General features: G+C 57.1%; 19 protein-coding genes and 1 pseudogene. 12 read left to right on the top strand and 8 right to left on the bottom strand.

Annotated features, from left to right (window positions below; translation table 11 throughout):
* Positions 1-66: 66 nt before the first annotated feature.
* The gene (locus BM029_RS02220) at positions 67-690 is read right to left on the bottom strand and encodes a TetR/AcrR family transcriptional regulator (RefSeq protein ID WP_092432232.1); all 624 of its coding nucleotides are present in this window, start codon (positions 688-690) and stop codon (positions 67-69) included.
* 145 nt (positions 691-835) lie between these two features.
* On the opposite strand from BM029_RS02220, the gene BM029_RS02215 reads away from it, so the two are divergent.
* The 4 genes from BM029_RS02215 to BM029_RS02200 all read left to right on the top strand — a co-directional run bounded on the left by BM029_RS02215 (position 836) and on the right by BM029_RS02200 (position 7,103).
* Entirely contained in the window at positions 836-1,027 is a 192-nt protein-coding gene (locus BM029_RS02215) for a hypothetical protein (protein ID WP_092432230.1), read from the top strand.
* A gap of 103 nt (positions 1,028-1,130) precedes the next feature.
* Positions 1,131-2,342 carry an efflux RND transporter periplasmic adaptor subunit gene (locus BM029_RS02210; RefSeq protein ID WP_139217191.1) on the top strand — a complete coding sequence of 404 codons (1,212 nt, stop codon included), beginning with the start codon at positions 1,131-1,133 and terminating at the stop codon, positions 2,340-2,342.
* Between the two features lie 73 nt (positions 2,343-2,415).
* Entirely contained in the window at positions 2,416-5,649 is a 3,234-nt protein-coding gene (locus BM029_RS02205; protein WP_092432227.1) for an efflux RND transporter permease subunit, read from the top strand.
* Positions 5,650-5,651: 2 nt separating this feature from the next.
* Positions 5,652-7,103, top strand: coding sequence for an efflux transporter outer membrane subunit (locus BM029_RS02200; protein WP_092432225.1), 1,452 nt, complete (start codon positions 5,652-5,654; stop codon positions 7,101-7,103).
* A gap of 83 nt (positions 7,104-7,186) precedes the next feature.
* Here the strand turns inward: BM029_RS02200 and BM029_RS02195 are convergent, their stop codons facing one another.
* Positions 7,187-8,527: an MFS transporter gene (locus tag BM029_RS02195; RefSeq protein WP_244544865.1), complete on the bottom strand. Its 1,341-nt coding sequence runs from the start codon at positions 8,525-8,527 to the stop codon at positions 7,187-7,189.
* A 201-nt stretch (positions 8,528-8,728) separates the two neighbouring features.
* Here BM029_RS02195 and BM029_RS02190 point away from each other — a divergent pair, with 201 nt between their 5' ends.
* Positions 8,729-9,325: a TetR/AcrR family transcriptional regulator gene (locus BM029_RS02190; RefSeq protein WP_092432222.1), complete on the top strand. Its 597-nt coding sequence runs from the start codon at positions 8,729-8,731 to the stop codon at positions 9,323-9,325.
* Positions 9,326-9,471: 146 nt separating this feature from the next.
* On the top strand, positions 9,472-10,587 hold the full coding sequence (locus BM029_RS02185; RefSeq protein WP_371329075.1) for an alkene reductase: 1,116 nt from the start codon (positions 9,472-9,474) through the stop codon (positions 10,585-10,587).
* A gap of 82 nt (positions 10,588-10,669) precedes the next feature.
* Here BM029_RS02185 and BM029_RS02180 read toward each other — a convergent pair whose 3' ends face one another.
* The 3 genes and pseudogenes from BM029_RS02180 to BM029_RS02170 form a co-directional block, all read right to left on the bottom strand.
* A complete protein-coding gene (locus BM029_RS02180; protein WP_092432219.1) occupies positions 10,670-11,005 on the bottom strand; it encodes a SorB family sulfite dehydrogenase c-type cytochrome subunit in 336 nt (111 codons plus the stop codon).
* 9 nt (positions 11,006-11,014) lie between these two features.
* A complete protein-coding gene (locus BM029_RS02175) occupies positions 11,015-12,250 on the bottom strand; it encodes a SorA family sulfite dehydrogenase catalytic subunit (RefSeq protein WP_092432217.1) in 1,236 nt (411 codons plus the stop codon).
* Between the two features lie 261 nt (positions 12,251-12,511).
* Positions 12,512-14,491: pseudogene (locus BM029_RS02170) on the bottom strand (TonB-dependent receptor family protein); the annotation flags it as partial.
* Between the two features lie 458 nt (positions 14,492-14,949).
* On the opposite strand from BM029_RS02170, the gene BM029_RS02165 reads away from it, so the two are divergent.
* A complete protein-coding gene (locus BM029_RS02165) occupies positions 14,950-15,375 on the top strand; it encodes a DUF4019 domain-containing protein (protein WP_244544864.1) in 426 nt (141 codons plus the stop codon).
* A 447-nt stretch (positions 15,376-15,822) separates the two neighbouring features.
* Entirely contained in the window at positions 15,823-16,725 is a 903-nt protein-coding gene (locus BM029_RS02160; RefSeq protein ID WP_092432212.1) for a LysR substrate-binding domain-containing protein, read from the top strand.
* A 269-nt stretch (positions 16,726-16,994) separates the two neighbouring features.
* Here the strand turns inward: BM029_RS02160 and BM029_RS02155 are convergent, their stop codons facing one another.
* The 3 genes from BM029_RS02155 to BM029_RS02145 form a co-directional block, all read right to left on the bottom strand.
* Positions 16,995-18,395, bottom strand: a complete 1,401-nt coding sequence (locus BM029_RS02155; RefSeq protein WP_244544882.1) for an ATP-binding protein — start codon at positions 18,393-18,395, stop codon at positions 16,995-16,997.
* Between the two features lie 100 nt (positions 18,396-18,495).
* A complete protein-coding gene (locus tag BM029_RS02150; protein WP_170850962.1) occupies positions 18,496-19,209 on the bottom strand; it encodes a response regulator in 714 nt (237 codons plus the stop codon).
* The gene (locus tag BM029_RS02145; protein ID WP_092432205.1) at positions 19,206-20,576 is read right to left on the bottom strand and encodes an ABC transporter substrate-binding protein; all 1,371 of its coding nucleotides are present in this window, start codon (positions 20,574-20,576) and stop codon (positions 19,206-19,208) included. Before BM029_RS02145 ends, BM029_RS02150 begins: the two co-directional genes overlap by 4 nt.
* A gap of 467 nt (positions 20,577-21,043) precedes the next feature.
* Here BM029_RS02145 and BM029_RS02140 point away from each other — a divergent pair, with 467 nt between their 5' ends.
* From BM029_RS02140 to BM029_RS02125, 4 genes are all read left to right on the top strand, one after another.
* A complete protein-coding gene (locus BM029_RS02140) occupies positions 21,044-22,303 on the top strand; it encodes an ABC transporter substrate-binding protein (RefSeq protein WP_092432203.1) in 1,260 nt (419 codons plus the stop codon).
* Between the two features lie 298 nt (positions 22,304-22,601).
* Entirely contained in the window at positions 22,602-23,525 is a 924-nt protein-coding gene (locus BM029_RS02135) for a carbohydrate ABC transporter permease (protein WP_092432200.1), read from the top strand.
* A 12-nt stretch (positions 23,526-23,537) separates the two neighbouring features.
* Positions 23,538-24,422 (top strand): carbohydrate ABC transporter permease, encoded by an 885-nt coding sequence (locus BM029_RS02130; protein ID WP_092432199.1) that lies wholly within the window; start codon positions 23,538-23,540, stop codon positions 24,420-24,422.
* 58 nt (positions 24,423-24,480) lie between these two features.
* On the top strand, positions 24,481-25,602 hold the full coding sequence (locus BM029_RS02125) for an ABC transporter ATP-binding protein (RefSeq protein ID WP_092432197.1): 1,122 nt from the start codon (positions 24,481-24,483) through the stop codon (positions 25,600-25,602).
* The last annotated feature ends 2 nt before the right edge of the window (positions 25,603-25,604 follow it).

Below are 25,604 nucleotides of genomic sequence, written 5' to 3'. Positions count from 1 at the left end.
GGACTACAAGGAATATAGGACAAGTCTTAAAATTGAAGGGCGATGCACACCCCTGCCCAGCCGATCTCAGAGCGGGTCCGGCCAGGCGCGCATCGCTTGCGCGCCTATCGCCAACAGCTTCTCGCGGCCGGCGTTGTCACGTGCCTGGGTCGACATGCCGTGAATGACAGTGACGAAAAAACTGGCCAGTGAAGCGGTGTCGGTATCGGCCGCCATCTCGCCATCGGCGACGCCGCGATCCAGCCGCGCTTTAATGCCGGCTTCCATCTGTCCACGGTAATCCGCCAACACTTCCTGCACATGCGAAGAGGCGGCGGTGCAATTGGTGGCTGAAGTCACGACCATGCAGCCGGGCGGCTGGTTCGGGTCGGTTTGAGAAATCGCGATTACCTCGAGATAGCTCCTGATGCTTTCCTTTGCCGTGAGCGGCTCGGCCACGATCGACTCAAAAAAACATGGTTTTTTGGCCAGGTAATATTCCACCGCTTCCAGGAACAGGCGTTCCTTGTCGCCGAATGCCGTGTACAGGCTGGGCGGCGTGATTCCCATGGCGCTGGTCAGGTCATTGAGCGAGGTCGCCTCGTACCCGTAACGCCAGAAAACCATCATCGCGCTCTCCAGCGCAGTTTCCCTATCAAACGATAAAGGACGGCCGGCCTTCTTGCGCGGCTTGTCTTGTGTCATTTCCATAGTGATCGATATTAAACCACTTGACAGCGCAAAACAAGCCCGCTAGAGTCGCATCATAATTCATAGCAATCACTATTAAATAGAAATTCTGACGATGCCGGATGTGGCAAAAAAGAAATATTAGTGTCTCACAGAATTAAATTTGATGTTTTTCGAGCGCGATTTTTTGCTTTCAGACAAGGAGGAAATCGGGACATTTGGAGGATCGGACAAGAAGCGTGCAGTAAGCGGCTATCGGCTGAAGGCCAGCCGACCTTATATTGCTAATCATGATTTGAGGCACACCAAGCCAATCAAGAACGCCAATGCCGGTCGCCCGACCAAGCCTGATCCTTGAAATCTTACCTGTACGGTCTTCCGCTCAAGTGATTGTTTCAGATTACGCAGCTATTCATTTCCGTTTCAACGCAGTTTCCACACATATTATCCAGGGGTCTCACATGCAAACTTCGACACCATTATTTTCTCGCAAAGCAATTGCGATTGCGGTCGGCATCCTCGTTCTCGCCGCCGCCGGCACCTTCACCCTGACCAGCCGCCAGGCGAAAGCGGTCAGCCCGCCACCTGCCGCAGTATCGGTCTCGGTGGCTGCAGCCCTGGAAAAATCGGTCACTGAATGGGATGATTTTTCGGGACGCGTGGAAGCCATTGAACGGGTTGAAATACGGCCACGCGTATCCGGCACCATCGACGCCGTGCATTTCCAGGAAGGCCAGCTGGTGAAGAAAGGCGATCTGCTGTTCACCATCGATCCCCGTCCCTATCAAGCAGAACTCGCGCGCGCAGTGGCCACCCAGGCTGGCGCCCAGGCCGGACTGGCATTGGCAAAAACCGAACTGGCCCGCACCAACCGCCTGATCGAAGAACATGCAGTAGCCCAGCGTGAACTGGATCAGCGCAACAATGCTCTGCTGGAAGCCGACGCCAGCCTCAAGGCGGCGGACGCAGCGGTGCAAACCGCGCGCCTGAACTTGCAATACACATCGATTTCAGCGCCGGTCAGCGGCCGCGTCTCACGTGCTGAAATCACGGTCGGCAACCTGGTCGGCGCCGGCGTCGCTTCGCCCGCATTGACTACCGTGGTATCGGTGTCGCCGGTGTATGTCAGCTTCGAAGTGGATGAACAAACCTACATCCGCTACGCCGCCAACGGCGCCGTCGGCAATTCCGGTGTGAGTCACTTGCCGGTTTCCATCGGCCTGGCCAGCGAAGACGGTTATCCGCATCAAGGCCAGATCAAGGCTTTCGACAACCGGCTTGACACCGCCTCCGGCACCATGCGCGTGCGCGCCGTGTTCGACAACCAGAACGGCGCCCTCACCCCTGGCATGTACGCCCGGGTACGCACCGGCGGCTCCGCGGCTGAAACTGCCGTGCTGATCGACGACAAGGCAGTCGGCAACGACCAGGACAAGAAATACGTCATGGTGCTGGGCGCCGACAACAAGGTCACGTATCGCCCGGTCAAGCTCGGCCCGATTGTCGATGGCTTGCGCGTGGTCCGTTCCGGTCTCAAGAAAGATGAACGGATCGTCGTCAACGGCTTGCAACGGATACGTCCGAACGACCTGGTCACGCCGGTGACTGTCAGCATGGACGGGGAAAACACTTCTCCCGCCAAGGCTGCAGTGACGGTGGCTAGCGCTAAATAACAAAGGCATCGACGATCAGCTCGATTTCATCGACGCCTGCATCGATGCCAAACACTCAGCAGAGCCCAACACCATGAATATTTCAAAATTCTTTATCGACCGCCCGATTTTTGCGGGCGTTCTATCTGCGATCATCTTGATCGGCGGTCTGATTTCCATGCTCAGCCTGCCGATCTCCGAATACCCGGAAGTGATTCCGCCGTCGGTGATCGTCAAGGCGCAGTATCCGGGCGCTAATCCGCAAACTATCGCGGAAACCGTGGCAACGCCGATCGAGGAACAGATCAACGGCGTCGAAGGCATGCTGTACATGTCTTCGCAAGCCACTTCGGATGGCTTGATGACGCTGACCATCACCTTCAAGCTGGGCACCTCACCTGACCAGGCCCAGCAACTGGTGCAGAATCGCGTCAACCAGGCTTTGCCGAGATTGCCGGATGTGGTCCAGCGGCTCGGCGTCACCACGGTCAAGAGTTCACCCAACCTGACCATGGTGGTGCATTTGCTGTCGCCCAACGACCGTTACGACATGGCCTACCTGCGTAACTACGCAGTGTTGAATGTCAAAGACCGGCTGGCGCGCCTGCCCGGGATTGGTTCGGTCCAACTGTTCGGTTCCGGCGATTACTCGATGCGCATCTGGCTCGATCCGCGCAAGGTGGCCGAACGCGGCCTGGCTGCCACCGACGTAGTCAACGCCATCCGCCAGCAAAACGTCAATGTCGCCGCCGGCGTGATTGGCGCTTCGCCGTCGGTGCCCGGGGTTAATTATCAGATTTCGGTAAATGCCCGCGGCCGCCTCGCCAATGAGGAAGAGTTTGGGAACATCGTAGTCCGCACTTCACCGGATGGCGTCGTCACTTATCTGAAAGATGTAGCGCGAATCGAACTCGGCGCCAGCGAATATGCGTTGCGCTCCCTGCTCGATAACAAGCAGGCCGTAGCGATTCCTATCTTCCAGGCACCCGGCTCTAACGCATTGGAAATCTCCGATAACGTCCGCGCCACCATGGCAGAGCTGAAGAAAGACATGCCGGAAGGCGTCGACTACAAGATCGTGTACGACCCGACCCAATTCGTCCGTTCGTCCATCGAGGCCGTGGTCCATACCTTGCTGGAAGCGATTCTGCTGGTGGTGATCGTGGTGATCATTTTCCTGCAAACCTGGCGCGCTTCGATCATCCCGTTGCTGGCGGTACCGGTATCGGTGATCGGCACGTTTGCCGTGATGATGGGCCTGGGCTTTTCGATCAACGCCCTGAGTTTGTTCGGACTGGTGCTAGCCATCGGGATTGTGGTCGATGACGCCATCGTGGTGGTAGAGAACGTCGAGCGCAATATCGAAAACGGCTTATCCGCCAAGGAAGCCACCTACAAAGCCATGCGTGAAGTCTCTGGACCTATCGTGGCGATTGCCTTGACCTTGTGCGCCGTGTTTATTCCACTGGCTTTCGTCAGCGGCCTGACCGGTCAGTTCTTCAAACAATTCGCCTTGACGATTGCGATTTCAACCGTCATTTCCGCATTCAACTCGCTGACCTTGTCGCCGGCACTGGCAGCCCTGCTGCTGAAAGGCCACGGCGCCAAGAAGGATGCGTTCCAACGTCTGATCGATCGTTTCTTCGGCGGCTTCTTTGCTGTGTTCAACAAGGTCTTTCACCGCGCTTCGGACTCCTACAGCGGCGGCGTGACCGGCATCTTGAAACGCAAGTCTGCTGCGCTGGCAGTGTATGCAGTATTGATCGGCGTCACCGTGCTGCTGTTCCATACCGTGCCGAACGGCTTCATCCCGGCCCAGGACAAGCAATATCTGGTGGGCTTTGCGCAATTGCCTGACGCCGCATCGCTGGATCGTACTGAAGACGTGATGCGCAAGATGTCGGAAATCGCACTGAAGCAGCCTGGCGTGGAATCCGCCGTGGCCTTCCCTGGCCTGTCGATCAACGGCTTCGTCAACAGCCCCAACTCCGGCATCGTGTTCACCACGCTCAAACCGTTTGACGAGCGCCGTGGCGCCGACCAGAGCGGGATTGCGATTGCACAGCAGCTGAATCAAAAGTTCGCGGCTATCCAAGGTGCGTTCATCGCCGTCTTTCCGCCGCCACCGGTGCAAGGCCTGGGTACGATTGGCGGCTTCAAGCTGCAGCTCGAAGATCGCGCCGCGCTCGGCAACCAGGCATTGAGTGACAGTTTGCAGGCATTCATGGCAAAAGCGCAAAAAGCACCGGAGCTGGCTGGCATGTTCTCCAGCTTCCAGATCAATGTGCCGCAGCTATATGCCGATGTCGACCGGGTTCGCGCCCAGCAACTGGGGGTATCGATCCCGGCGGTATTCGACACCTTGCAAATCTACCTCGGGTCGCTGTACGTGAACGATTTCAACAAGTTCGGCCGTACCTTCCAGGTACGGGTCCAGGCTGATGCGCCGTTCCGTGCCCACGCCGAAGATATCGGCTTGCTGAAAGCCCGCAACGACCGTGGTGAGATGGTGCCACTGTCGTCCTTGCTGAAGATGACGCAAAGCTACGGACCCGATCAGGCGATACGCTATAACGCCTTCCCTTCTGCCGATATCAACGGTGGACCGGCGCCTGGCTACAGTACTGGCCAGGCCCAGGCTGCGGTAGAACGCATCGCCGCCGAGACGCTGCCACGCGGCATCAGCTACGAGTGGACTGAAATCACCTATCAGGACAAGATTGCCGGCGATACGCTGTTCATCATCCTGCCGTTGTCGATCTTGCTGGTGTTCTTTGTACTGGCGGCGCAATACGAGAGCCTGACCTTGCCGCTGGCAGTGTTGCTGATCGTACCGATGGGGATCTTGTCGGCAATCTTCGGTGTCTGGCTGACAAGAGGCGACGACAACATCTTCACCCAGATCAGCCTGATCGTATTGGTCGGCCTGGCGTGTAAGAACGCGATCCTGATTGTGGAGTTTGCGCATGAACTGGAATTGCAAGGACGTTCCATCTACGCTGCGGCAATCGAAGCTGCGCATTTACGTCTGCGGCCTATCCTGATGACCTCGATCGCTTTCATCGCAGGCGTCATCCCGCTGATCCTGTCGACCGGCGCCGGTGCTGAAATGCGCCATGCGATGGGGGTCGCGGTGTTCTCCGGCATGATTGGCGTGACTGCTTTCGGGTTGTTCCTGACACCGATCTTTTACGTATTGCTGCGCACCCTGGCATCGCGGTTTACCGGCACGAAACCGCAAACCGAACATCATGCCGGTCCAGCGCCGACAGCGCACGGACCAGCAGCGCCAGCCATTGCAACAGTGGCGCAAATCGAAGGAATCTGAGTATGAAAACTTTCAATCTGAACTTCAATCTGAAACTCAGCACGCTGGTTGCCGCACTGGTGCTGGCCGGTTGCTCCACCACCAAACCGCCGGAAAAAATTGCGGTTGATTTGCCGACGCAATATCGCGAAAGCGCTAATCTGGATGGCAGCTGGAAAGTCGCGCAGCCGGCCGATGGCGCCGATCGCGGCGCCTGGTGGATGGTGTTCGGCGATGCCGAGCTGAACCGGCTGATCGGTGAAGCCACACAATCCAGCCCGACCCTGGCAATGGCATTGGCGCGCGTCAAGGAAGCGCGCGCCACCGCCGGCCTGGCCGATGCCGACCGCGCGTTCCAGCTAGGCGCCGCCTTCGGCCCGACCCGCCAGGGCACGGCGAGCGCCACGTCCACCCAATGGCAGGCGCAGCTGGGCGCCTCCTATGAGGTCGATCTGTTCGGTCGCCTGTCGGACAGCAGCCGTGCCGCCCGTCTTGATGTTGAAGGACAGGAAGCAGCTTATCGCTCGGTGTTGCTGGCGTTGCAGGCCGATGTCGCCCAGCAGTATTTTGCGATCCGTTCGCTTGATTCGGAACTGGATGTGCTGCAGCAAACCATCAAGCTGCGCCAGGAAAACATGCGGCTGGTGCAGCATCGCTATGATGCCGGCGACACCAGCGAGCTTGATGTAGCGCAAGCCCAGACCGAACTGTCGGTAACCCAGGCGGAACAGGAAGGCGTCAGCCGAAGCCGCGCCCAGCGCGACCATGCGCTGGCGATCCTGCTCGGCAAGGCGCCGGCCCAGTTCACGCTGGCAACTGAACCGCTGCAACCGGTAACGGTCAGCGTGCCGCCCGGCCTGCCCTCCGATCTGCTGGAACGGCGCCCGGACGTCGCCCAGGCGCAGCGCCAGCTGGCCGCCGCCAGCGCCCGTATCGGCGTAGCCAAAGCCGGCTTCTTTCCGAGCCTGGTGCTGACGGCGTCCGGCGGCTTCGCGTCGGACGCGCTGCACAACCTGTTCCAATGGTCTAGCCGCAGCTGGCTACTGGGGCCGGTGGTCGGCTCCGTGCTCAATATGCCCTTGCTGGACGGTGGCCGCAACAAGGCCAATCTGGCAAAGGCGGATGCCAACTATGAATCGGTGGTGGCCAATTATCGGCAACAAGTGCTGGTCGGCTTCCAGGATGTGGAAGATAACCTGAGCGCCCTGCGCACTCTGGATAATCAGATCCGATTCCAGGAAGATGCCGTGAAGTCGGCGCAACTGGCGGCGCGCCTTGCTGACTCACGTTATCGGAATGGCTCTACCAGCTACTTTGAAGTGATCGACGCGCAACGTTCGAGTCTTTCCGCGCAACGCGCGAAAAGCCAGACCGTTGGTCTGCGTGCAGTGGCGTCGGTTGGTCTGATTCGGGCGTTGGGCGGTGGGTGGAATGCGCCTGCCGCCAGTAACAGTGCGCTGGCTTTGGCTAAATAACGTTGGAAAAATGGCGATGTCGGCATCGCCATCTCCGTAGCGTGGGCACGCCTTTGTGCCCACGCTACAACACCGGGAAAGCCTTAGTCGCGGATATCGCGCAAAGGTGAGGTCTTCAGCAAGCCGAAAGTCAGCAGGCTGCCGCCTGCCGCGATAGCAATCAATCCGCTACGCACCCCCAGATGCTCGGCAATCCAGCCGGCCGACAAGGCGCCCAGCGGCGCCGCCGCCACGGTCATGAAACGCATGGTGGACACCATGCGGCCGTGATAAGCGTCGGGCGTCAGTTTCAGGCGCAGTGCAAGGTAAGGCATGAAATACAGCATGGCGCTGCAATCGAAGATGAATACCACTACGCCGTAAGCCAATGCACTCAGCAGCGGCGAGCCAAACAGGTTGGCCGGGATCATTGCCAGCAACAGCCACGCCGCGCCAGTGCCGCCGAGGCCGATCAGGATCGTGCGCCCGCTGCCGAATCGCCGTGACAAAGGCTTGAGCAATATAGAGCTGACCAGCACGCCGAGGCCACCCAGCGTTTGCGCTGCGCCCAACACGCCTGGCGACATGCCTAGCTGGTGGGTGGCGAACAGGATCTGCAACGCCAGGTAACCATTGAACAGCACTTGCCACAAGGCGGTACCCCAGGCCAGCGCCCACAGCACTTCGTGATTCCACACCATCTTGATGCCATCCACCATTTCGCGGAAAGGATGGCGATCGGACGGCGCAGGATAAGTGTCGCGCTTGCGCAGAAAACGCAAATTCCACCACGACCCGATGAACCCGAGGGCATCGACCAGCACCGCTACCGGCGCCGTCAGCAATTGCACCAGCATGCCGGCGATGCCCGGGCCGATCAGGCGCGCCATCGAATCGGTAGCGGCAAACTTGCTTTGCGCATCCAGCAAATGCTCGCGCCCTACCAGCTGCGCCAGAAACACCTGGGAAGCGCTGCCACCGATGACAAAACCGATCCCCATCAGGAAGCCGACCGCATACAGCACATGCATGTTCAACAAACCCAGCCAGTAACTTATCGGGATCACCGCCAGCACGACGCCAAACAGGAATTCCGACCACAGCAGTACCGGATACTTGCTGCGCCGGTCCAGCCAGACGCCGACTGGCAGCGAGAACAAGGCGAACGGCAAGGTCTGCAAGGCAATCAGCATGCCCATCTGGGCGGGAGTGGCTTGCAGCAGAAGTACTGCGGTGAGCGGAATCGCCAGGCTGCTGATCTGCTCGCCGAAGCTGGCGATGACGGTGGTCAGCCAGAAGCGGCGGAAGTCGCGATGGCGCAGCATCGGATCGGCCGACAGCTTGCGCGTGAAAAATTGACGGAATGCGGTAAAAATAATGCAACTCTCTGAAAGCGGCAACACTGGGTAAGTAAGCGCGACACGGATAGTTCCTGATGGGAACATTAACCAAATGATAGCAGTAATGCGGTCGGCATTTACCTGCCGCCACAAATTAAATTTGCTGGATGTTCATAGGTAAAATGAGTGGAAGCGAGGATTCATTCCGAAGCTTTTCGATGGAATTTCGAAGTCCGGAAAAGATATCAATAAATTATTATTTTTCAACGCCAAGCAATTTGAGACGACTGGTCATATAATAGCGGTATGAATAAAGTCCTCACCCCCAACGATACCCGCGCAACCTTGCTCGAAACCGGCCTCCGGCTATTCGCAGAGCAAGGCTACAACGGCACCGGCATCAAGGAAATCGTCGATGCCACCGGCGTGCCCAAGGGTTCGTTTTACAACTATTTCAAGAGCAAGGAAGACTTCGGCGCCGAGGTCATCTCGTTTTATGCCGACGGCTTCGCAGACAAGTGGTCGGCTTATTTTGCCGAAGGCCCGGAACAACCGTTGGCCGCGTTGCGTTACACCTACGAACGCATCATCAGCTATCACGAACAGTGCGAAGTGAAAGCCGGCTGCCTGCTGGGTAATTTTGCTGCCGAAATGTCGGAATCCAGCGAACTCTGCCGCCTTACCCTGCAGGAAGTGGTCGGCGGCTGGCGAAAGCGTTTCGCCAGCTATCTGCGCAAAGCCCAGGCCGACGGCTCGGTACGTACCGACCTGAGCGCGGAGCAACTGACCGATTTTTTCTGGAACGCCTGGGAAGGTGCCCTGCTGCGCATGAAAATCGAACGCTCGACGGCGCCGGTGCGCGCCTGCATCAATCTGATGTTCGATCATTTTTTCCTGCCTTAGCGTCACAGAAGCTACAGGAGGAATTGAATTCTCTTATTAAAACAAATCCGAGACGACCGGTCATTTATTAATTAGCATTGCAGTTTTTTTAGCAGCAAGTCAAACCACCAATCGCCTGACAGCGATTTATTCACGAAGGAATGCACATGAGCCGCACCCCAGAAACCCGTACCGAAGACAGCCTGTTCCAACCCGCCCGCATTGGCGACATCGAAGTGTCCAACCGGATTGTAATGGCGCCGCTGACCCGCAACCGCGCCGGCGAAGGCAATGTACCGAATGAATTGAACCTGAAATATTACGCCCAGCGCGCATCGGCCGGCCTGATCGTAACCGAAGCGACTCAGGTCTCAGCCCAGGCGCAGGGTTATGCCAACACACCTGGCCTGCATACGCCGGAACAAGTCGCCGCCTGGAAAAAAATCACCGATGCCGTGCATGAAAAAGGCGGCCGTATCGTGGTGCAAATCTGGCATACCGGCCGCATGTCGCATGTCTCCTTCCAGCCGGACGGCAAGGCGCCGGTAGCGCCATCGGCAATCCGCGCCGACGCCAAGACCTTTGTGCCCGGCGAAGGTTATGTCGACACCTCGGTGCCGCGTGAACTGCCGCTGGCAGACATCCCTGGCGTAATCGACGACTTCCGCCAAACGGCGCGGCGCGCCATGGACGCCGGTTTCGATGGCATTGAAATCCACGGTGCACACGGCTATCTGCTCGACAGTTTCCTGCGTGACGGCTCGAATCACCGTACCGACATCTACGGCGGCAGCATTGAAAATCGCAGCCGCCTGCTGTTGGAAGTAGTGGCCGCAACCAGTGCCGAAATCGGCGGCGGCCGGGTCGGTGTGCGCCTCTCACCGGTATCGCCAGTCAACGATTCCAGCGAAAGCCAGCCGCAACCGTTGTTCAACTATCTGGTGGAACAGCTCAACCAGTTTGGCCTGGCCTATCTGCACGTGGTCGAAGGCCACACCGGCGGCCCGCGCGATAACGCACCGTTTGACTACGAAGCACTGCATCAACGTTTTGACGGCGCCTGGCTGGTGAACAACGGCTACGACCGCATGATGGCGCGCGAAGCCATCGCCAGCGGGCACGGCGACCTGGTCGCTTTCGGCCGCGCCTTCATCACCAATCCGGATCTGGTATATCGCTTGCAGCACAACCTGCCGTTGAATGTACCCTTTACCGATGCGCCGTTGTATGGCGGTGAGGGTGAGCACGGGTATACCGATTACCCGGCGCTGACTGAAGCGTAAACAATAATCGAGTAATCGAAGCGATCCGCTTGCGCACTTCATCCGAATTGCACAAACGATCGAGACTCACAGCCGGCGCAGCTTACGGCGCTGCCGCCGGCTTTTCACTACCATAGGTAATCGCCAGATATTCTCCAATCTGCTTAACCTGCTCATCGCTCAGGGGCGCGCCATATGCGTGCTGCATTTTCGCCACCTCCGCAGTCCATTGCGTCAGAGTCATCTTGCCAGGCTGCTGGTTGATGTAGTCGGCAGAATGGCAGATCGCGCACATTTGCGTGGCGACCACATAACCCGGATGCGTGGAAGGCTTGAGCTGGGCCGTTTCCTGCGGTAGCGTAATGCTCAAGGGTGCTGCCGATGCAATCGCAGCTGCGCCAAACAGGACGCCGGCAACCATCGTTTTTACGTAGTTCATGGCGATCTCCTAAGCAACGCTTATTTTTGTGGTTTCGATCACGTTGCGCGCATAACCTGCAGGATTCCAGGTAGCTTCGGGCGGTTGGATTTCACCACTCTGCGCGGTCGCCCTTACCATCAGCTGCAACTCTCCCTTGCGCGACGGCGTGATGCCGAAGCGCCATTCGCGGAACGAGTATTTTCCAAGATCTTTGCCCAGCACCGCGGCCTTCCATGTCTGGCCGCCGTCAGCCGAAATATCGACAGCTTTGATGCCGCTGCCGCCATCGAAAGCAATCCCTTTCAGTTCAACCCGGCGCCCGGCGCGGACCACCGAGCCATCATGCAGACTGGTGATGAAGGAGCGTACCTTCAAACGCGAAATCGGCCGTGTTTTTCCTGGCGCTGTTCCGGGCGTCACACACATGCAGTCGTTGTCAGGAACGCGATACGCGGTGGCCATGAAAAAGCCGTCGTAGACATGGTCCAGCACTTCGATTTCATTCAGATGCTTGACCCAATACGTGCCGAAATAACCGGGTACGATCAGCTTGATCGGATAGCCGTTCAAGAAAGGAATATCGGCGCCGTTCATGGACCAGGCGATGATCGGTTCGCCGCTAAGGGCGTGATCGATATCGAGCGCCTTGATGAAATCCGGCGTGGTTGGCAGTACTGGCTGATCCAGTCCGTTGAAGCTCACCTGTTTGGCGTCGGCCAGCACTCCGGCATGCTCCAGCACCGCCTTCAACGGCACGCCGACCCAGCGCGCATTTCCCATGGAGCCGTTGCCGAGCTGCGCACCGAACACGCGCGGCGTTGAAAATGCGCGGCTGTTGCCGGAACACTGGTTGACCGCCACCACTTCGACCGCCGGCGCAATCGCCTTCAGTTCAGCCAGCGACAGCGACAGTTCGCGCGTGACCCGGCCGCTGATCTTTAACCGATAGGTGTTTGCATCAATCGAGGTAGGGATATTGGCCAGGTGGTAGCGCACGAAAAATGCATCGTTCGCGGTAAGCGGCCCTTCGTTGAACGCGCTGAAAGGCGTTTCAAGATGCGGCGGACGCGTTGTGATCCGCATCAACGGACGTTTTTGCGGATACGCGACCAAGTCTCGTTCGCCGTTGTCTACCGGTATGCTGGTGGTGGTGGCGGCCGCAATGCTGTGCAACGGCGCCAGCGCCAGTGAGCCGGCAGCTAGCCCGGCATTCTGCAAAAATTTGCGACGGCTGGATGTGGCATTGCCTTCATCGGATTTCATGACAGTCTCCCGCGATATCAACATTGTTGTAGTTGTGAGAGCTGACCTGCCATCAAAAATTGCTGCGGTGCGGCCGGTTCAGCTCGTTTTTCATCAAGTAATATGACAAGAACTTTAGTACGATAGCGCGGAGCCGTAAAGCAAATTGCAAAGCTGATATCTACCTACGCAGTAGGTAGATCGCATCGAAAACAAATAGCTGCAAATAAAAATGGAAGCCCGCAGCTTCCATTTTTCGTCCTGCACAACAGTCTCCAGATATCAGAAAGCAACACGTCCCTGCACGTACACCATGCGTGGCGCACCAACCAGCTTGCCGATATTCGAATCGGTAGTGCGCGTGAAATAACGCTTGTCGGTCAGGTTATTGACTCCGGCCAGCAGCTCTGTCCCCTTCAAACCCGGCACTTTCCAGTTGACTTGCGCATTCCAGGTGCGAAAACCGGGAATCTCGCCGTTGCCGCCATTCGCGCTTTCGGCAATGGTGTTGGCGTTATCGGCAAACTGCCGGCTTTGATGCGTAGTCGACAGATCGAAGCCCCAGGCGCCGATCGCATAACGGGCGCCGATGGTGTCGGTATTGCGCGAGTAGAACGGCACGTCGAGGCCAGCGGTCGGGCCGGATTTCTGCAACGCGCGGGTGTAGGTGTAGTTTGCGTAAAGATTCAGACCGGCCAATACACCCGCCTTGTCAAAGGCATAGTCGATCGCAGTCTCGATCCCATCGTGACGGGTGGCGCCGATATTCTGGAACACTGCCGGCGAGCTGCCTGCTACCTGTTGGATCTGGTTGTCGAAACGGATGTCGAAAGCGGTGATCTCGGCCGACAGCTGACGGCTCTTCCAGCGCGCGCCGATTTCAGCGGTCTTCGCCAATTCCGGCACCAGCGGATTGCCGACGATGGCCGCATTCAGCTGAGTATTCTGGACCGGGCCGAATGAGGTGCTGTAGTTGCTGAACAACGTCAGGTACTGGTTCAGCAGGTAAGCCACGCTGATCGACGGCAGGGGCTTGTTGTTATCGATCGGGAATACCGGGCCGTTGAGGACGTCGGTACGGGTCGAACGGATATGTTCGTAGCGGATGCCGGGCGTAATGCGCCAGTCGCCAAGCGAAATCTTGTCGTCGATGTAGACCGCGTGGGCGCCGGTGAAATTATCGAAAGAGCTGGACGGCGGCGTAGCGATCCCGGTTGCTACCGATGTGTTGTACACCACGTCATTGCCGGTTTCACGGATATAGCGATAGCCGACCGTCACATCGTTGGTGCTGCCGCCGAAGTTGAAGCGTTGCGTATAGCGCGGCTCGATCCCCAGCGTCTGGTAAGTGCGCGGCTGATGGCCGAGGACCTTGCCGTTGATCAGCGTACTTTGACGGAAGCTCTCGTTGTAATAAGTGCGGATCTCGAATTCCCGGGTATCGGAAATCGTATTCAGGTAACCGATGTCGGCGCCTTTGCGGGTACCACTCCAGAAGTCGGTTGGCCGGGTGTTCTGGAACGGGTTGGCCGCGTATTGCGCGGCTGTCAGGCCTCCCGGGGTCTGCGAACGTACATCGTAGTACGACAGCTTGCCGTAGATCTCGGAACTCGGGGTCAGTTGATAGCGGAATTTCAGCGCGAAATCGTTGACCGTTTCACCGCTGTTGGCGCGCCAGCCGGAGCCATCGACGCCGGAATACAGAACTGCCAGGCCGAGACCGTTATCGAGCTGGCTGCCGACGAAGGCACTGTACTGGCGATTGGCGCCGCCTGCCTCGGTGTAGTTGTTGGTGCGCACGGTGGCGTCGCCATTGAAGCCCGGTTCGGTCGGAATCGAACGGGTCTTGAAATTGATGATCCCGCCGACGTTCTGGGGGCCGAAGCGGACCGAGCCGGCACCGCGTACGACGTCAATCGATTCGATGTTGTCCAGGCTGACCGGCGCAAACGATAGCTGCGGCTGGCCATACGGTGCAACCGCCAGCGGAATACCGTCGAGCAGTACCGTGGAGCGTGGCGAGAAGCGCCCTGCCAGGCCGCGCACGCCGATATTCAGCGAGACGGAACTGCCGGCGGAACTAGAGTTGTCGCTCACCTGTACGCCGGGAATGCGGCGCATCACGTCGCCGATGCTGGAAGCGCCGGAATCCTCGATATCTTCTTTCTTGATCACCGTACGCGCACCGGGATAGCGCTTTACGCTGCTTTGCAGGCCGGTGCCTAGCCAGTCGCCGCTGACCTGGATAGATTCCAGCGTATGCTCTTCAGCGGCAGCAGCGTCAGTTTGCTACGCGTGCAGCGTCGCCGGCACGGTAAATACTGCCAGCGCCAAGGTGACGGCAGCAGAGCACTTCAAGCGCGGGGTGGTCAAAGTCCGGGGAAATTCGAGGGCTGCCATGCGGTTTATTCTCCTGATACGCAATTCATGTTCGCACTGGCTGTTCTATTGCTACGCGACATGGTCGGGAACGGGAGATACTGGCTGGCGGTCGGTCGGTTACGATAAGCCACAAATAGTAATGATTCTCATTATACGAGTCAACACAAACCCTGAAAATGTTGTTTTTTCGATTTCGCTGCTGCAGTTCGTTACCGGGCGGCATAGGCAATTCAGGTGCATTGCAAATAGCCGTGGCAACCCCTATGATCAGAGCGTATCGGCAAGGCATATGCCCATCTGCGCGACCTGTTGAAATTTCATCCAGGGGGAAACGGAAAATGAAAACCATACTGACACTAGTTGCCGCCGTGCTGCTGACATCCACCACGCCCTCCTTCGCCGCAGACCAGCAAGCCGAACTAATAAAGCAAGCCCAAGCCGCAGCTACCAGTTGGGTGTCGTTAACCGATGCCGGCAAGTATGGCGAGAGCTGGGAACGCGCCGGCACATTCTTTAAGACCGGCATCGCAAAAAACACGTGGGAAACCGGCATCCGTTCGTTAAGGGCGCCGCTGGGCTCGGTCAAGACGCGTGAACTGAAAAGCACGGAATATGCGACCACCCTTCCCGGCGCACCCGATGGCGAATACGTGGTGATCCAGTACGAAACCCAGTTCGAAAACAAAAAATCCGCGGTTGAAACCATCACGCCGATGCGTGAAAAAGACGGCAGCTGGAAAGTTTCAGGCTACTTTATCCGCTAACTAAAATTGCGGAGGATAGCTAAGAATAGAAAAAGCGAAGTACGGAAGTAGTGGGAATTCCAGACGGGGCAAACCAGAAGAAACAGTGATCGACAGAGTTGCGGCCTTGGCGGCTCAGCTTAACCCCAGGATCCGAAAGCCACCTCGTGAGGGCCTCGAAATCTCTTAATACAGGGCGCCTTGTGGGCAAATCTGGACATAACCAGAATTCGTTCGTGCAGATGACAGCGTAGATCCGTCTGTCCGCTTACTGCATAGCATTGAATGTTATTCAGCGTAATTCTTCGTAAGACCGGTATTGTCGGCAGCGCCAAATACCATATCTCCAATGCAGACAGTGTTACAAGAATGGAATATGATGTCCACTCACAAATTCGTATGCACCATAGCAGTTTGTTATATAGCCTCAGGTGCGCACGAGACAGCACTCTGCATTGATACAAGACCATGATCCGTTTCAGACAAATCGAAGCCTTCCGCTCACTCATGATTTCCGGCACCAGCGTGTCTGCCGCCCGCCGCATGCATGTAACCCAGCCGGCAATCAGCAGGCTGATTGCCGATTTAGAGGAAGACCTCGGTTTCCGTCTGTTCAACCGCGCCAAAGGTCGCCTGGAGCCGACCAACGCCGGCGTGCGTTTTTATAAGGCGGTTGAAGAAAATTTCCTAGGTCTGGAGCGGCTGATGCAAGTGGCCGGTAGCATTCGCCACGAAGCGCCGGAAGGTCTCACCATTGCCTGCCTGCCGGTGTTATCCACCACTTTGCTGCCCGAGATATTGCAACGCTTCTTTAAACAGCATCCGGATGTCTCGGTCAAGATCGATAGCTGCAGCGTGCCCGAGATCCTGGTCAGCCTGCAAGATCTCAAGGTCGACATGGCGCTGAGCCTGGCGTTTCCGCCATTTGCCGGCATCGAGGTCGAGCCGATCATGGAAGCAACCATGCTGTGCGCGATGCTCGCGACCCATCCGCTGGCGCAAAAAGAAATCATCCTGCCCGAAGATCTTGACGGCGAAAACGTGATCGGCTGGATGCCCAACAGCGCACAATCCTATGACCGCGAGTTATCGACATTGAAAACGGCCGCGATCCGTCCCAATTACACGATTCAGACGCATACTTCGCACACTCGGTACGCGATGGTTGCGAATGGCTTCGGCGTGGCGATCGTCGAGCCGTTTGCGGCCAAGATCTGGCGCCCTCACGGCGTCATCACGCGTCCGTTCAAGGCCGACATCACTTACAAATACGTACTCGCCTACCCAAGCGGCGGCATCCGCTCGGAACTGGCGCATGACCTGCGCGAGGCGGCTTTGCACGTTGCGAAAAACTATAGTTTCGGTTTGTAGGGCAGCCTGATCGACGACGTAGTGATCTGGGGGCGGTCAACTTTCGCAGGCCTTATCGCGAAACTTGACTCTGACCCCACATCACGGGTTCGGAGAACGGCAATCCACTTATCGCAGGTTTGTATCTTTGCGTTTTACGACTCCTGCTCCGTGGTCCACTAAGCGGGGTCAGAGTGAAGTTTCGGCGGTGAACCATACCGAAAGTTCACTCTGACCCCGGTTAGTTAGTTCTGGTTGTCCGTTGCAAAGAGCTTCTCAGACCTGCTGGACTAACTCGCAGGCAGGACGATGGTTGCCACCAGGCCGCCATCGATGTGGTTGTGCAACTGCAGTTCGCCGCCATGGGCTTGCACGATATTGCGTGCGATACCCAGGCCCAGTCCCATGCCGCCGGCATTCTGGTCGCGGCCATGCTCCAGCCGGGTGTATGGATCAAACAAGCTATGCAGGGCTTCTTCGGGCACGCCGGGGCCATGATCGCGAATCTGGATCTGGATTTCGTTGCCTGACTCGTCGGTAATCGCAGTCACCGCGATTTCGACTTTTTCACCGTAGTGCAAGGCGTTGTCGAACAAGTTGCCGATAGCGCGCTTGAGCGCCAGCGGCTTTGCCATCACCGTCAACCCTGATTCGCTGAACGCCACCTCATGCCCTGCCATGCGGGCGTCGCGGATCATGCGCAAGATCAGCGCGTCAAGTTTTACCTCGGTGCGGTTTTCATGGATATCGCTATCCTTGACCGATTGCAAAGCGCCCTTCACCATCATGTCGAGCTCATCCAGGTCTTCATGGAATTCGCTGCGCAGCTCCTCATCATCCAGCAATTCGGTACGCAACTTCAGGCGCGTGATCGGCGTCCGCAAATCATGTGAGATAGAGACGAACAAACGCTCGCGGTCATCCAGATAACGCTTGATGCGCTCGCGCATCGCGCGGAAAGCGCGTGCGGTCTTGATAAATTCGCGGCTACCGGTTTCGGGTAGTTCGGGCGCGGTCTCGCCTTTGCCGAATGCTTCGGCAGCGTCCGATAACGCCGCCAGCGGGCGCGTGGTCCAGCGCACCACCAGGATCGACAGCAATAGCACAGTGGCCAGCGACACGCCTTGCAACAGCAACCGTTCCGGCGACAAGGGATTATCGCTATCGAGGAAATAAGGGTTCGGCATAAGGGCAGCCAGGTATAACCAGTTGCCAGGTTCAAGCTCGGTCTGGATTACCAGCACCGGCGCCGGATTCGGCTTGATCAACAGCGTATGCTGGACCCAGCTGTCCGGCAAATCCGCAACCTGCAAACCTTCTGGCGACACCATCAGATCGTCGGGCCAGGCAAACGCCAGCCGGAATCCGGGCAGGAAAGGCAGATCCGTTTTCAATGTCGCGCCGATATCGGTCAGCGCCATGTTGGCAAGGGGATTGTCGGCAATTTTGTGAATGGTGACGGGGCCGTCGTTGGTGTTCACAAAAAACCGGGTGCCGCCCATCTCACGTAATTGCTGGATCAGGATCGGCCGATAGTTTGCCGGCAGGCTCATGAAAAAACGGATCGCGCTGGCCGCGGTGTGGGCCAGATGCTGGGCTGCAGTCTTCGTTTCGATTTCCGCCTTGCTGCGCAACTGCGCAGACCAGATCAAACCCCCGGCCAATTGCGTCACCAGCACGCCAAACACCATGACTACCGAGAGCCGCCCCAGCAGCGTATGCGGCAACAGCCAGGACAGTAACTGGCTATACCAGGTTGACCAGGCCGACCAGCTACGCCGGGGCACGGCTTCAGATTTGCGCAGCGGCCACATCGGCAGAGAATACATAACCGGCGCCGCGCACGGTCTTGATCAGATGCGGGTCCTTGCCGCCATCGTTCAGGCGCAAGCGTAATTTGCTGATCTGCACATCCAGCGAACGGTCCAGCGGCCCGACATCGCGGCCGCGGGTTTCCTCGCACAGTACACCGCGATCGAGCACGTCGCCCGGATGCTCGACAAAGTATTTCAGCAATTGATAATCGAGGCCGGTAAGCGCCACCAGCTGGCCATCCGGATCGCTCAGGGTGCGCTCTACCGAATCCAGCGTAAAGCCGACAAAGCGGTAGTAGCGCGGCGCGACGGCGCTGTCTATGCCGCTACGGCGATGGATAGCCTTGATCCGGGCCAGCAGTTCACGCGGACTGTAGGGCTTGGCGATATAGTCGTCGGCGCCAAGCTCCAGGCCGACCACCCGGTCAGTCTCATCGGAACTGGCGGTGAGCATGATGATCGGCACGTTGGAACGGCGCCTGACGGTTTTGCACAAGGAAAAACCATCGGTATCCGGCAGCATCACATCCAGGATCACCAGCGACAGCTCTTCCGCGTAGCGCTGGAATTCTGCCAGGAACGCTTCGCCGTTGTGCGCCAGGCGCACTTCGTACTGATTTTTTTCCAGATAGGCTTTTAACAGCGTCCGTGTTTTCTGGTCGTCGTCGACGATCAATATCTTGCGCATTATTCCTGCTTTCCTGTTTTCGACAAGGACCGGGCAATGCCCGCCAGCCTGCGCTGGATATCGCTCTCGGGCATCTTGTCGTCCATGAAATAACGATGCACTTCAGCCACGATGGCGTCTTTCGCGGTTTCGTCGGCGGCCATCCGATGCACCAGGCTCGGCGCCTGGAATGCACTACCTTTGCTGAACGCGTTCCATGAGGCGCGCGCACAGCTATCCATTTTCGACAAATCCGGAGAGCGCCACACCGGGATCGCACCTTTGACCTGATTGTAAGCGGTTTGCACCGGCTGCGACATGATCAACTGCGCCAGCTTTTCCTGTGCCGGCTGATGCGAATAGTCGCCGGCGAACATGGCCAGGGTGTCGACGCTGTACAAATGATAGTCTGCAGTGCCTGGCACCGCGACGCAAGAAAAATCCCGATCGGTAGTCAAACCCCAGGCCAGCAGCTCGCCCTTGGCCCAGTCGCCCATGACAAACATGGCGGCGTCGCCATCGGCCAGCTGCCGTGTCATGTCCGGCCACGGGCGTTCCTTGAGCGGCGCCGGCATCCATTCCTTGAGCACCCGCAGGCGCTTCAACGCATGGGTCATGCGGGCGTCGCCAAACGCGCCGGGACTCAAATCGACGAACAGGGAACGGTAATAAGCCGGGCCGCTTTCGGCCAGCACCAGCGTTTCAAACAAGGTGGCGACCTGCCAGGCCTCGCTGCTTTGCGCCAGCGGAGTAATGCCGGCATGTTTGAGTTTATCTGCCACCCGGTCGAATTCAGCCCAGGTCTTGGGCACCGCCAAACCGAGCCGGTCGAAAATCTTCTTGTTATAAAACAGATTGTTGATGCGATGTATGCCCAGCGGCACCGCCACCACATGGCCACGGTTATGCACCAGCGACCACACTGTGGGAAACAACAATTTTTGCCAGTTGCCCGGAGTGGCGACATCGTCCAGCTCCAGCAACAAGCCGAGATCGGCCCACTCGCCAAATACAATCCCGTTAAGCTGGGTAGCTTCAGGCGCTTTACCTGCCAGCACCATACTCTTGAGCACCTTGCTGGCGCCAAGGCCGGCGCCACCAGGAATGGCCAGGTCACGCCACTGAATATTTTCTTCGGCTAGTTTCCTGCTCAACACATCAACTGCCTTGCGCTCGCCTGCGGAGGTCCACCAGTGCACCACCTGCAATGCGGCTGCCGGTTGATTGCCGACGGCGACCGGCGCTATAGTGGCGGCTGCGGCCGTACCGATCGTGTATTTGAATAGGTGAAGTACTGCCAGGAGTGCTGCCAGAAGTACGATCGAGCTACGAGATCTTGTAGCCCGGATTTTCGCGCCTCCCCTGTCATTCGCGTGTCGCTTATCAATCATCTAGCGCCTTGTTGATATTCTTATAAATGCTTGTTCCATCTCCTACATCGCGTGTGACTATAGCGCAAGTCCGGTATACAACGTTAACGCTCCTCTAGTTTTGTAAAGAAACGTAAAGTTTCGTAATTTTACCTATAGTCCCGGAACGCCCGCATCGCCGCCAATCAGTCGTGTTGCAGGATGAAGGGACAGCAATTGGCGGGTAACACTGTAAAGATATGTAATCGGCAAAAACCTCATATTTTAATTTTTATCAATAAAATCAATTACTTAAATAAATTTTAGAGATGGATTACAACTAAGATGGCAGCACATTTTTTATGGTGCTAATGTCTGTTCGCGGCACTTTAATTAGCATCGCGCTCTGGAAAGTGCAGTATTAAAGAAGCAGTTGAGGATGCAGTTAAAGAAGCAATTGAGACCCCCAAGCAATAAAAACCAAGCCATAAATCCAAGAGGAGACATTGATGCAAACCATCAACCGAATTCGCACTATCCGCAATGCTGTACTGATCGCCCTGGCGACCGTTGGCACAGCACAAGCCGGCACGCTGACGATTGAAAGCTGGCGCGTCGACGACAAGACCTTGTGGGAAACCGTGCTGATCCCGGCTTTCCAGAAAAAGAATCCTGGAATTGAAGTCAAATTTGCACCTACCGCCCCTACCGAATACGACTCCAGCCTGACCGCGCGCCTGGCCGGCGGCACCGCTGGCGATCTGATCGCCTGCCGTCCGTTCGATGTCTCCTTGTCTTTGTACAAGAAGGGCAACCTGGAAAAGCTGGATGGCAAACCGGGCATGGAACACTTCCCTGCTTCGGCCAAGACAGCCTGGCAGAGCGATGATGGCAAAGACACGTTCTGTATGCCAATCGCCTCGGTGATCCACGGCTTCCTGTACAACCAGAAGATTTTCAAAGACCTGAACCTGCAACCGCCGAAGACTGAAGCTGAATTCTTCAAGGTGCTCGACACCATCAAGAGCAATGGCAAATACGCTCCGCTGGCGCTGGGTACAAACGATCAGTGGGAATCCAGCCAGATCATATTTACCGGCATCGGTCCTAACTACTGGCATGGCGAAGAAGGCCGCAAGGCACTGATCTCGGGCAAGGAAAAATTCACCGATCCTAACTTCGTCAACGCCTTTGAGTACGAAGCCAAACTGGGTAAATACCTGTCCAAGGGCGCCAGCTCGCAAACCTATGGCGACAGCCAGAATCAGTTCGCGCTGGGCAAGGCTGCGATCTACCCTGCCGGCTCCTGGGATATCGCCTATTTCAACGACAACTCGAAGATCTCGATGGGTGCGTTCCCGCCGCCAGTGCCTAAAGCCGGCGACAAATGCTACATCTCCGATCACAACGATATCGGCATGGGCGTCAACAAAAAATCCAAGAACAAGGAAGATGCTTACAAATTCCTGGCTTGGCTCGGCTCGCAAGAATTTGCTGACATCTACACCAATAAGGTTACCGGCTTCTTCTCATTGTCGGATCACCTGATCACGGTCAAGGATCCGGTTGCGAAGCAAATGATCGACTGGCGTAAATCGTGCTCGTCGACCATCCGCCTCAACGCGCAAATCCTCAACCGCGGTGAACCAAGCATGGAAAACCAGTTGTGGAACGTGAATGCCCAGGTTCTGAACGGCAAACTGGCGCCTAAGGAAGCTGCGGCACAAATCCAGACTGGTTTCGCCAAATGGTATAAGCCGCAACAGTAAGCTTATTGCAGTCCATTGCAATAATGCTATCAGTTGGCAAAGGAAGGGTTTAAGATCAACCCTGCCCTTTGCCGGCTAGCTGGCAGGTGTAGTTTCTCCGAAGTAGTACTACACTTGCATCCAAGGCTTGCCGTTAAGGTAAGCCCGTGAAGAACGGCCCTGACACAAAAATATAAACCGTCATCACGTCTTGTTCCATAGTCCGCTTAGTGGGGTTGTAGTGGTTTTCACGATCTCCCCCGTGACGGCCGCTGCGCCTCCGGGCGAACTGCATTTCTTGCATTTAAAGAAAATCGGTATGAATCTTCAAAAAAAGACATTCCCCTGGCACATCGTGGTATTCCTGGCGCCAGCAGTCATCATCTATTCCATGTTCAGCGCGCTGCCTTTATTGGATACCCTGCGCCTGGGCTTTTATACCAGCAACGACGCCGGCGTCCACAGCTTCGTCGGCCTCGCCAATTACCACACCATCCTGTTCGATTCGGACTGGTCCAAGGCGTTCTGGAACGCCATGTTGAATAACCTGAAATTTTTCGGGATTCACATGCTGTTGCAAAACCCGATCGGCCTGCTGCTTGCCACCCTGTTTAGCCTCAAGGGCCTGCGCGGCGCCCGCACCTACCGCACACTGATTTTCCTGCCGACCCTGCTGTCGGTAGTGATCATCGGCTTCATCTGGCAACTGATCCTGTCGCCGCTGTGGGGCGTCGGCGAAGGCTTGATGACGCATGTCGGCCTGGGCGATTATTTCGCCCCATGGCTGGGACAAGAAACCACCGCGCTGCTGACACTGGGCCTGATCTCGGTCTGGCAATACGTCGGCATCCCGATGATGCTGATCTATGCCGCCCTGCTCGCGGTGCCTGAAGAAGTGCTGGAAGCGGCGTATGCCGAAGGCGCCAGTTCGTTCCGCATTTTCTGGCAGATCAAGCTGCCGCTGATTCTGCCGACGCTGGGGTTGGTGACAATCCTGACTTTTGTCGCCAACTTCAATGCCTTCGACCTGATCTATTCGGTCAAAGGAGCGCTGGCCGGGCCTAACTACTCCACCGACATCCTGGGCACCTTCTTCTACCGCACCTTCTTCGGTTACCAGGCGCAAATCGGCAGCCCGACCATGGGGGCCGCAGTGGCAACCTTGATGTTCCTGGTAATCCTGCTCGGCGTCGCCAGCTATTTCTATTTCGTGCAGCGCAAGCTGACACGCTACGAACTGTAACGAGGACCGTTCATGAACTCCATTTCCTCGCTCTCTCCAGTCGCAGCCGCGCCGATCGTACGGCCCAGCCGATTTGCCAACCTTGGGCGCATCTGGGTCCACGTGGTGCTGTGCGCCTATGCCGTGATCGCGCTGTTTCCGATTGCCTTGATCCTGATCAATTCGATCAAGTCGCGCGACGCCATTTTCGATAACCCGCTGGCGTTCCCGACACCGGATTCGTTTTCGCTGATCGGCTTTGAAAAGGTATTGCACAATACTAATTTCATGCTGTACTTCGGCAACAGCCTGGTGGTCACGCTAGGCTCCCTGGTGCTGATCGTGCTGTTCGGCGCGATGGCGGGCTGGGCCTTGTCGGAATACAAATTTCGCGGCAACCGCCTGATGGCACTGTATCTGGCGCTGGGCATCATGATTCCGATCCGGCTTGGCACAGTCTCAATCCTGCAACTGGTGGTCAGCCTCAACCTGATCAACACCCGCAGCGCGCTGATCCTGGTGTATACCGCGCAAGGCTTGCCACTGGCCGTGATGATTCTGTCCGAATTCATCCGTCAGATTCCCAAGGAGCTGAAGGATGCAGCACGCTGCGACGGCGTCGGCGAGTTCAAGATCTTCTTCCAGATCATCTTGCCGCTGATCCGCCCGGCGATTGCCACGGTAGCCGTATTCACCATGATCCCGGCCTGGAACGATTTGTGGTTCCCGCTGATCCTGGCGCCTTCGGATGAAACCAAAACCGTCACCCTCGGCGTGCAGCAATTCATCGGCCAGTATGTTACCGACTGGAATTCGGTATTGGCCTCACTGTCGCTGGCCGTGATTCCGATCCTGATCATGTACGTAATATTCTCCCGACAATTGATTCGCGGCCTGACTTCCGGCGCAGTTAAATAAAATTCAAGCAAAACGCAAGCAAAAATCAAGTAAAACACAGCAGAAGACGAGACATTCCATGGCAAACGTAAGCGTTAAGCAACTCACCAAATCGTATGATGGCAAGCAGAACGTGCTGGCCGACCTCAACCTGGAAATCAAGGATGGCGAATTCGTCGTGCTGGTGGGCCCTTCCGGTTGCGGCAAATCAACCCTGCTGCGCATGTTGTGCGGGCTGGAAAGCATCACCAGCGGCGAGTTGTCGATCGGTGACCGGGTAGTCAATCATTTGCCACCGGCCGAACGCGGCATTGCGATGGTGTTCCAGAGCTACGCCTTGTATCCGCACATGACCGTGTACAAGAACATGGCCTTCGGCCTGAAGATCGCCGGCGCCGACAAAGCCGCCATCGACCAGCGCATCCGCCATGCTGCCGGCATCCTGAAAATCGATCACCTGCTAGACCGCCTGCCGCGTGAACTGTCGGGCGGCCAGCGTCAGCGCGTCGCCATCGGTCGCGCGATTGTGCGCAAGCCGAAACTGTTCCTGTTTGACGAGCCGCTGTCCAACCTGGATGCGGCATTGCGGGTCCAGACCCGGCTCGAAATCGCCAAGCTGCATAAACAACTGGAAGCCACCATCGTCTACGTCACCCACGATCAGGTCGAGGCCATGACCCTGGGCGACAAGATCGTGGTAATGAACGACGGTTACATCCAGCAAGCCGGTTCGCCGCTGGAGCTGTACCAGCGTCCGCAAAACCTGTTTGTCGCGACCTTTATCGGTTCGCCCAAAATGAACCTGTTCACGGGCACGGTGATGGCAGTCGAGGCTGACCACCTGCGTATCAAACTTAGTAGCGGCCAGGAAATCCGTGCCGACGTTAGCGCCGGCACCACTAAAGCCGGCGATGCCGTCACGGTTGGGCTACGGCCTGAACATATTCTGGAAAACGCGCATAGTGGTGAAGTGTTCAGTGGCAAAGTCAGCATCGTCGAGCATCTTGGCGAAGCCAACTTCATCTACGTCACGCTGCAAGACGGCCAGGATCTGCTGGTTCGCGGCGACGGCAACAACCCGGTGCATATCGGCGACAGCGTCACCTTGTCAGCGCCAAGCAACGCGTTCCACGTATTCGATGCCCAGGGCCTGGCATTGGCGCGGTTGAAGCCGGGCAATATGATTTCATCTAAACAATAGTA

It is taken from the genome of Collimonas sp. OK607, from assembly GCF_900111995.1.
In the GTDB taxonomy this organism is placed as follows: domain Bacteria; phylum Pseudomonadota; class Gammaproteobacteria; order Burkholderiales; family Burkholderiaceae_D; genus Collimonas.
The sequence above is the reverse complement of the archived record's forward strand: the minus strand, read 5'-3'. Positions and strand labels throughout refer to the sequence as shown.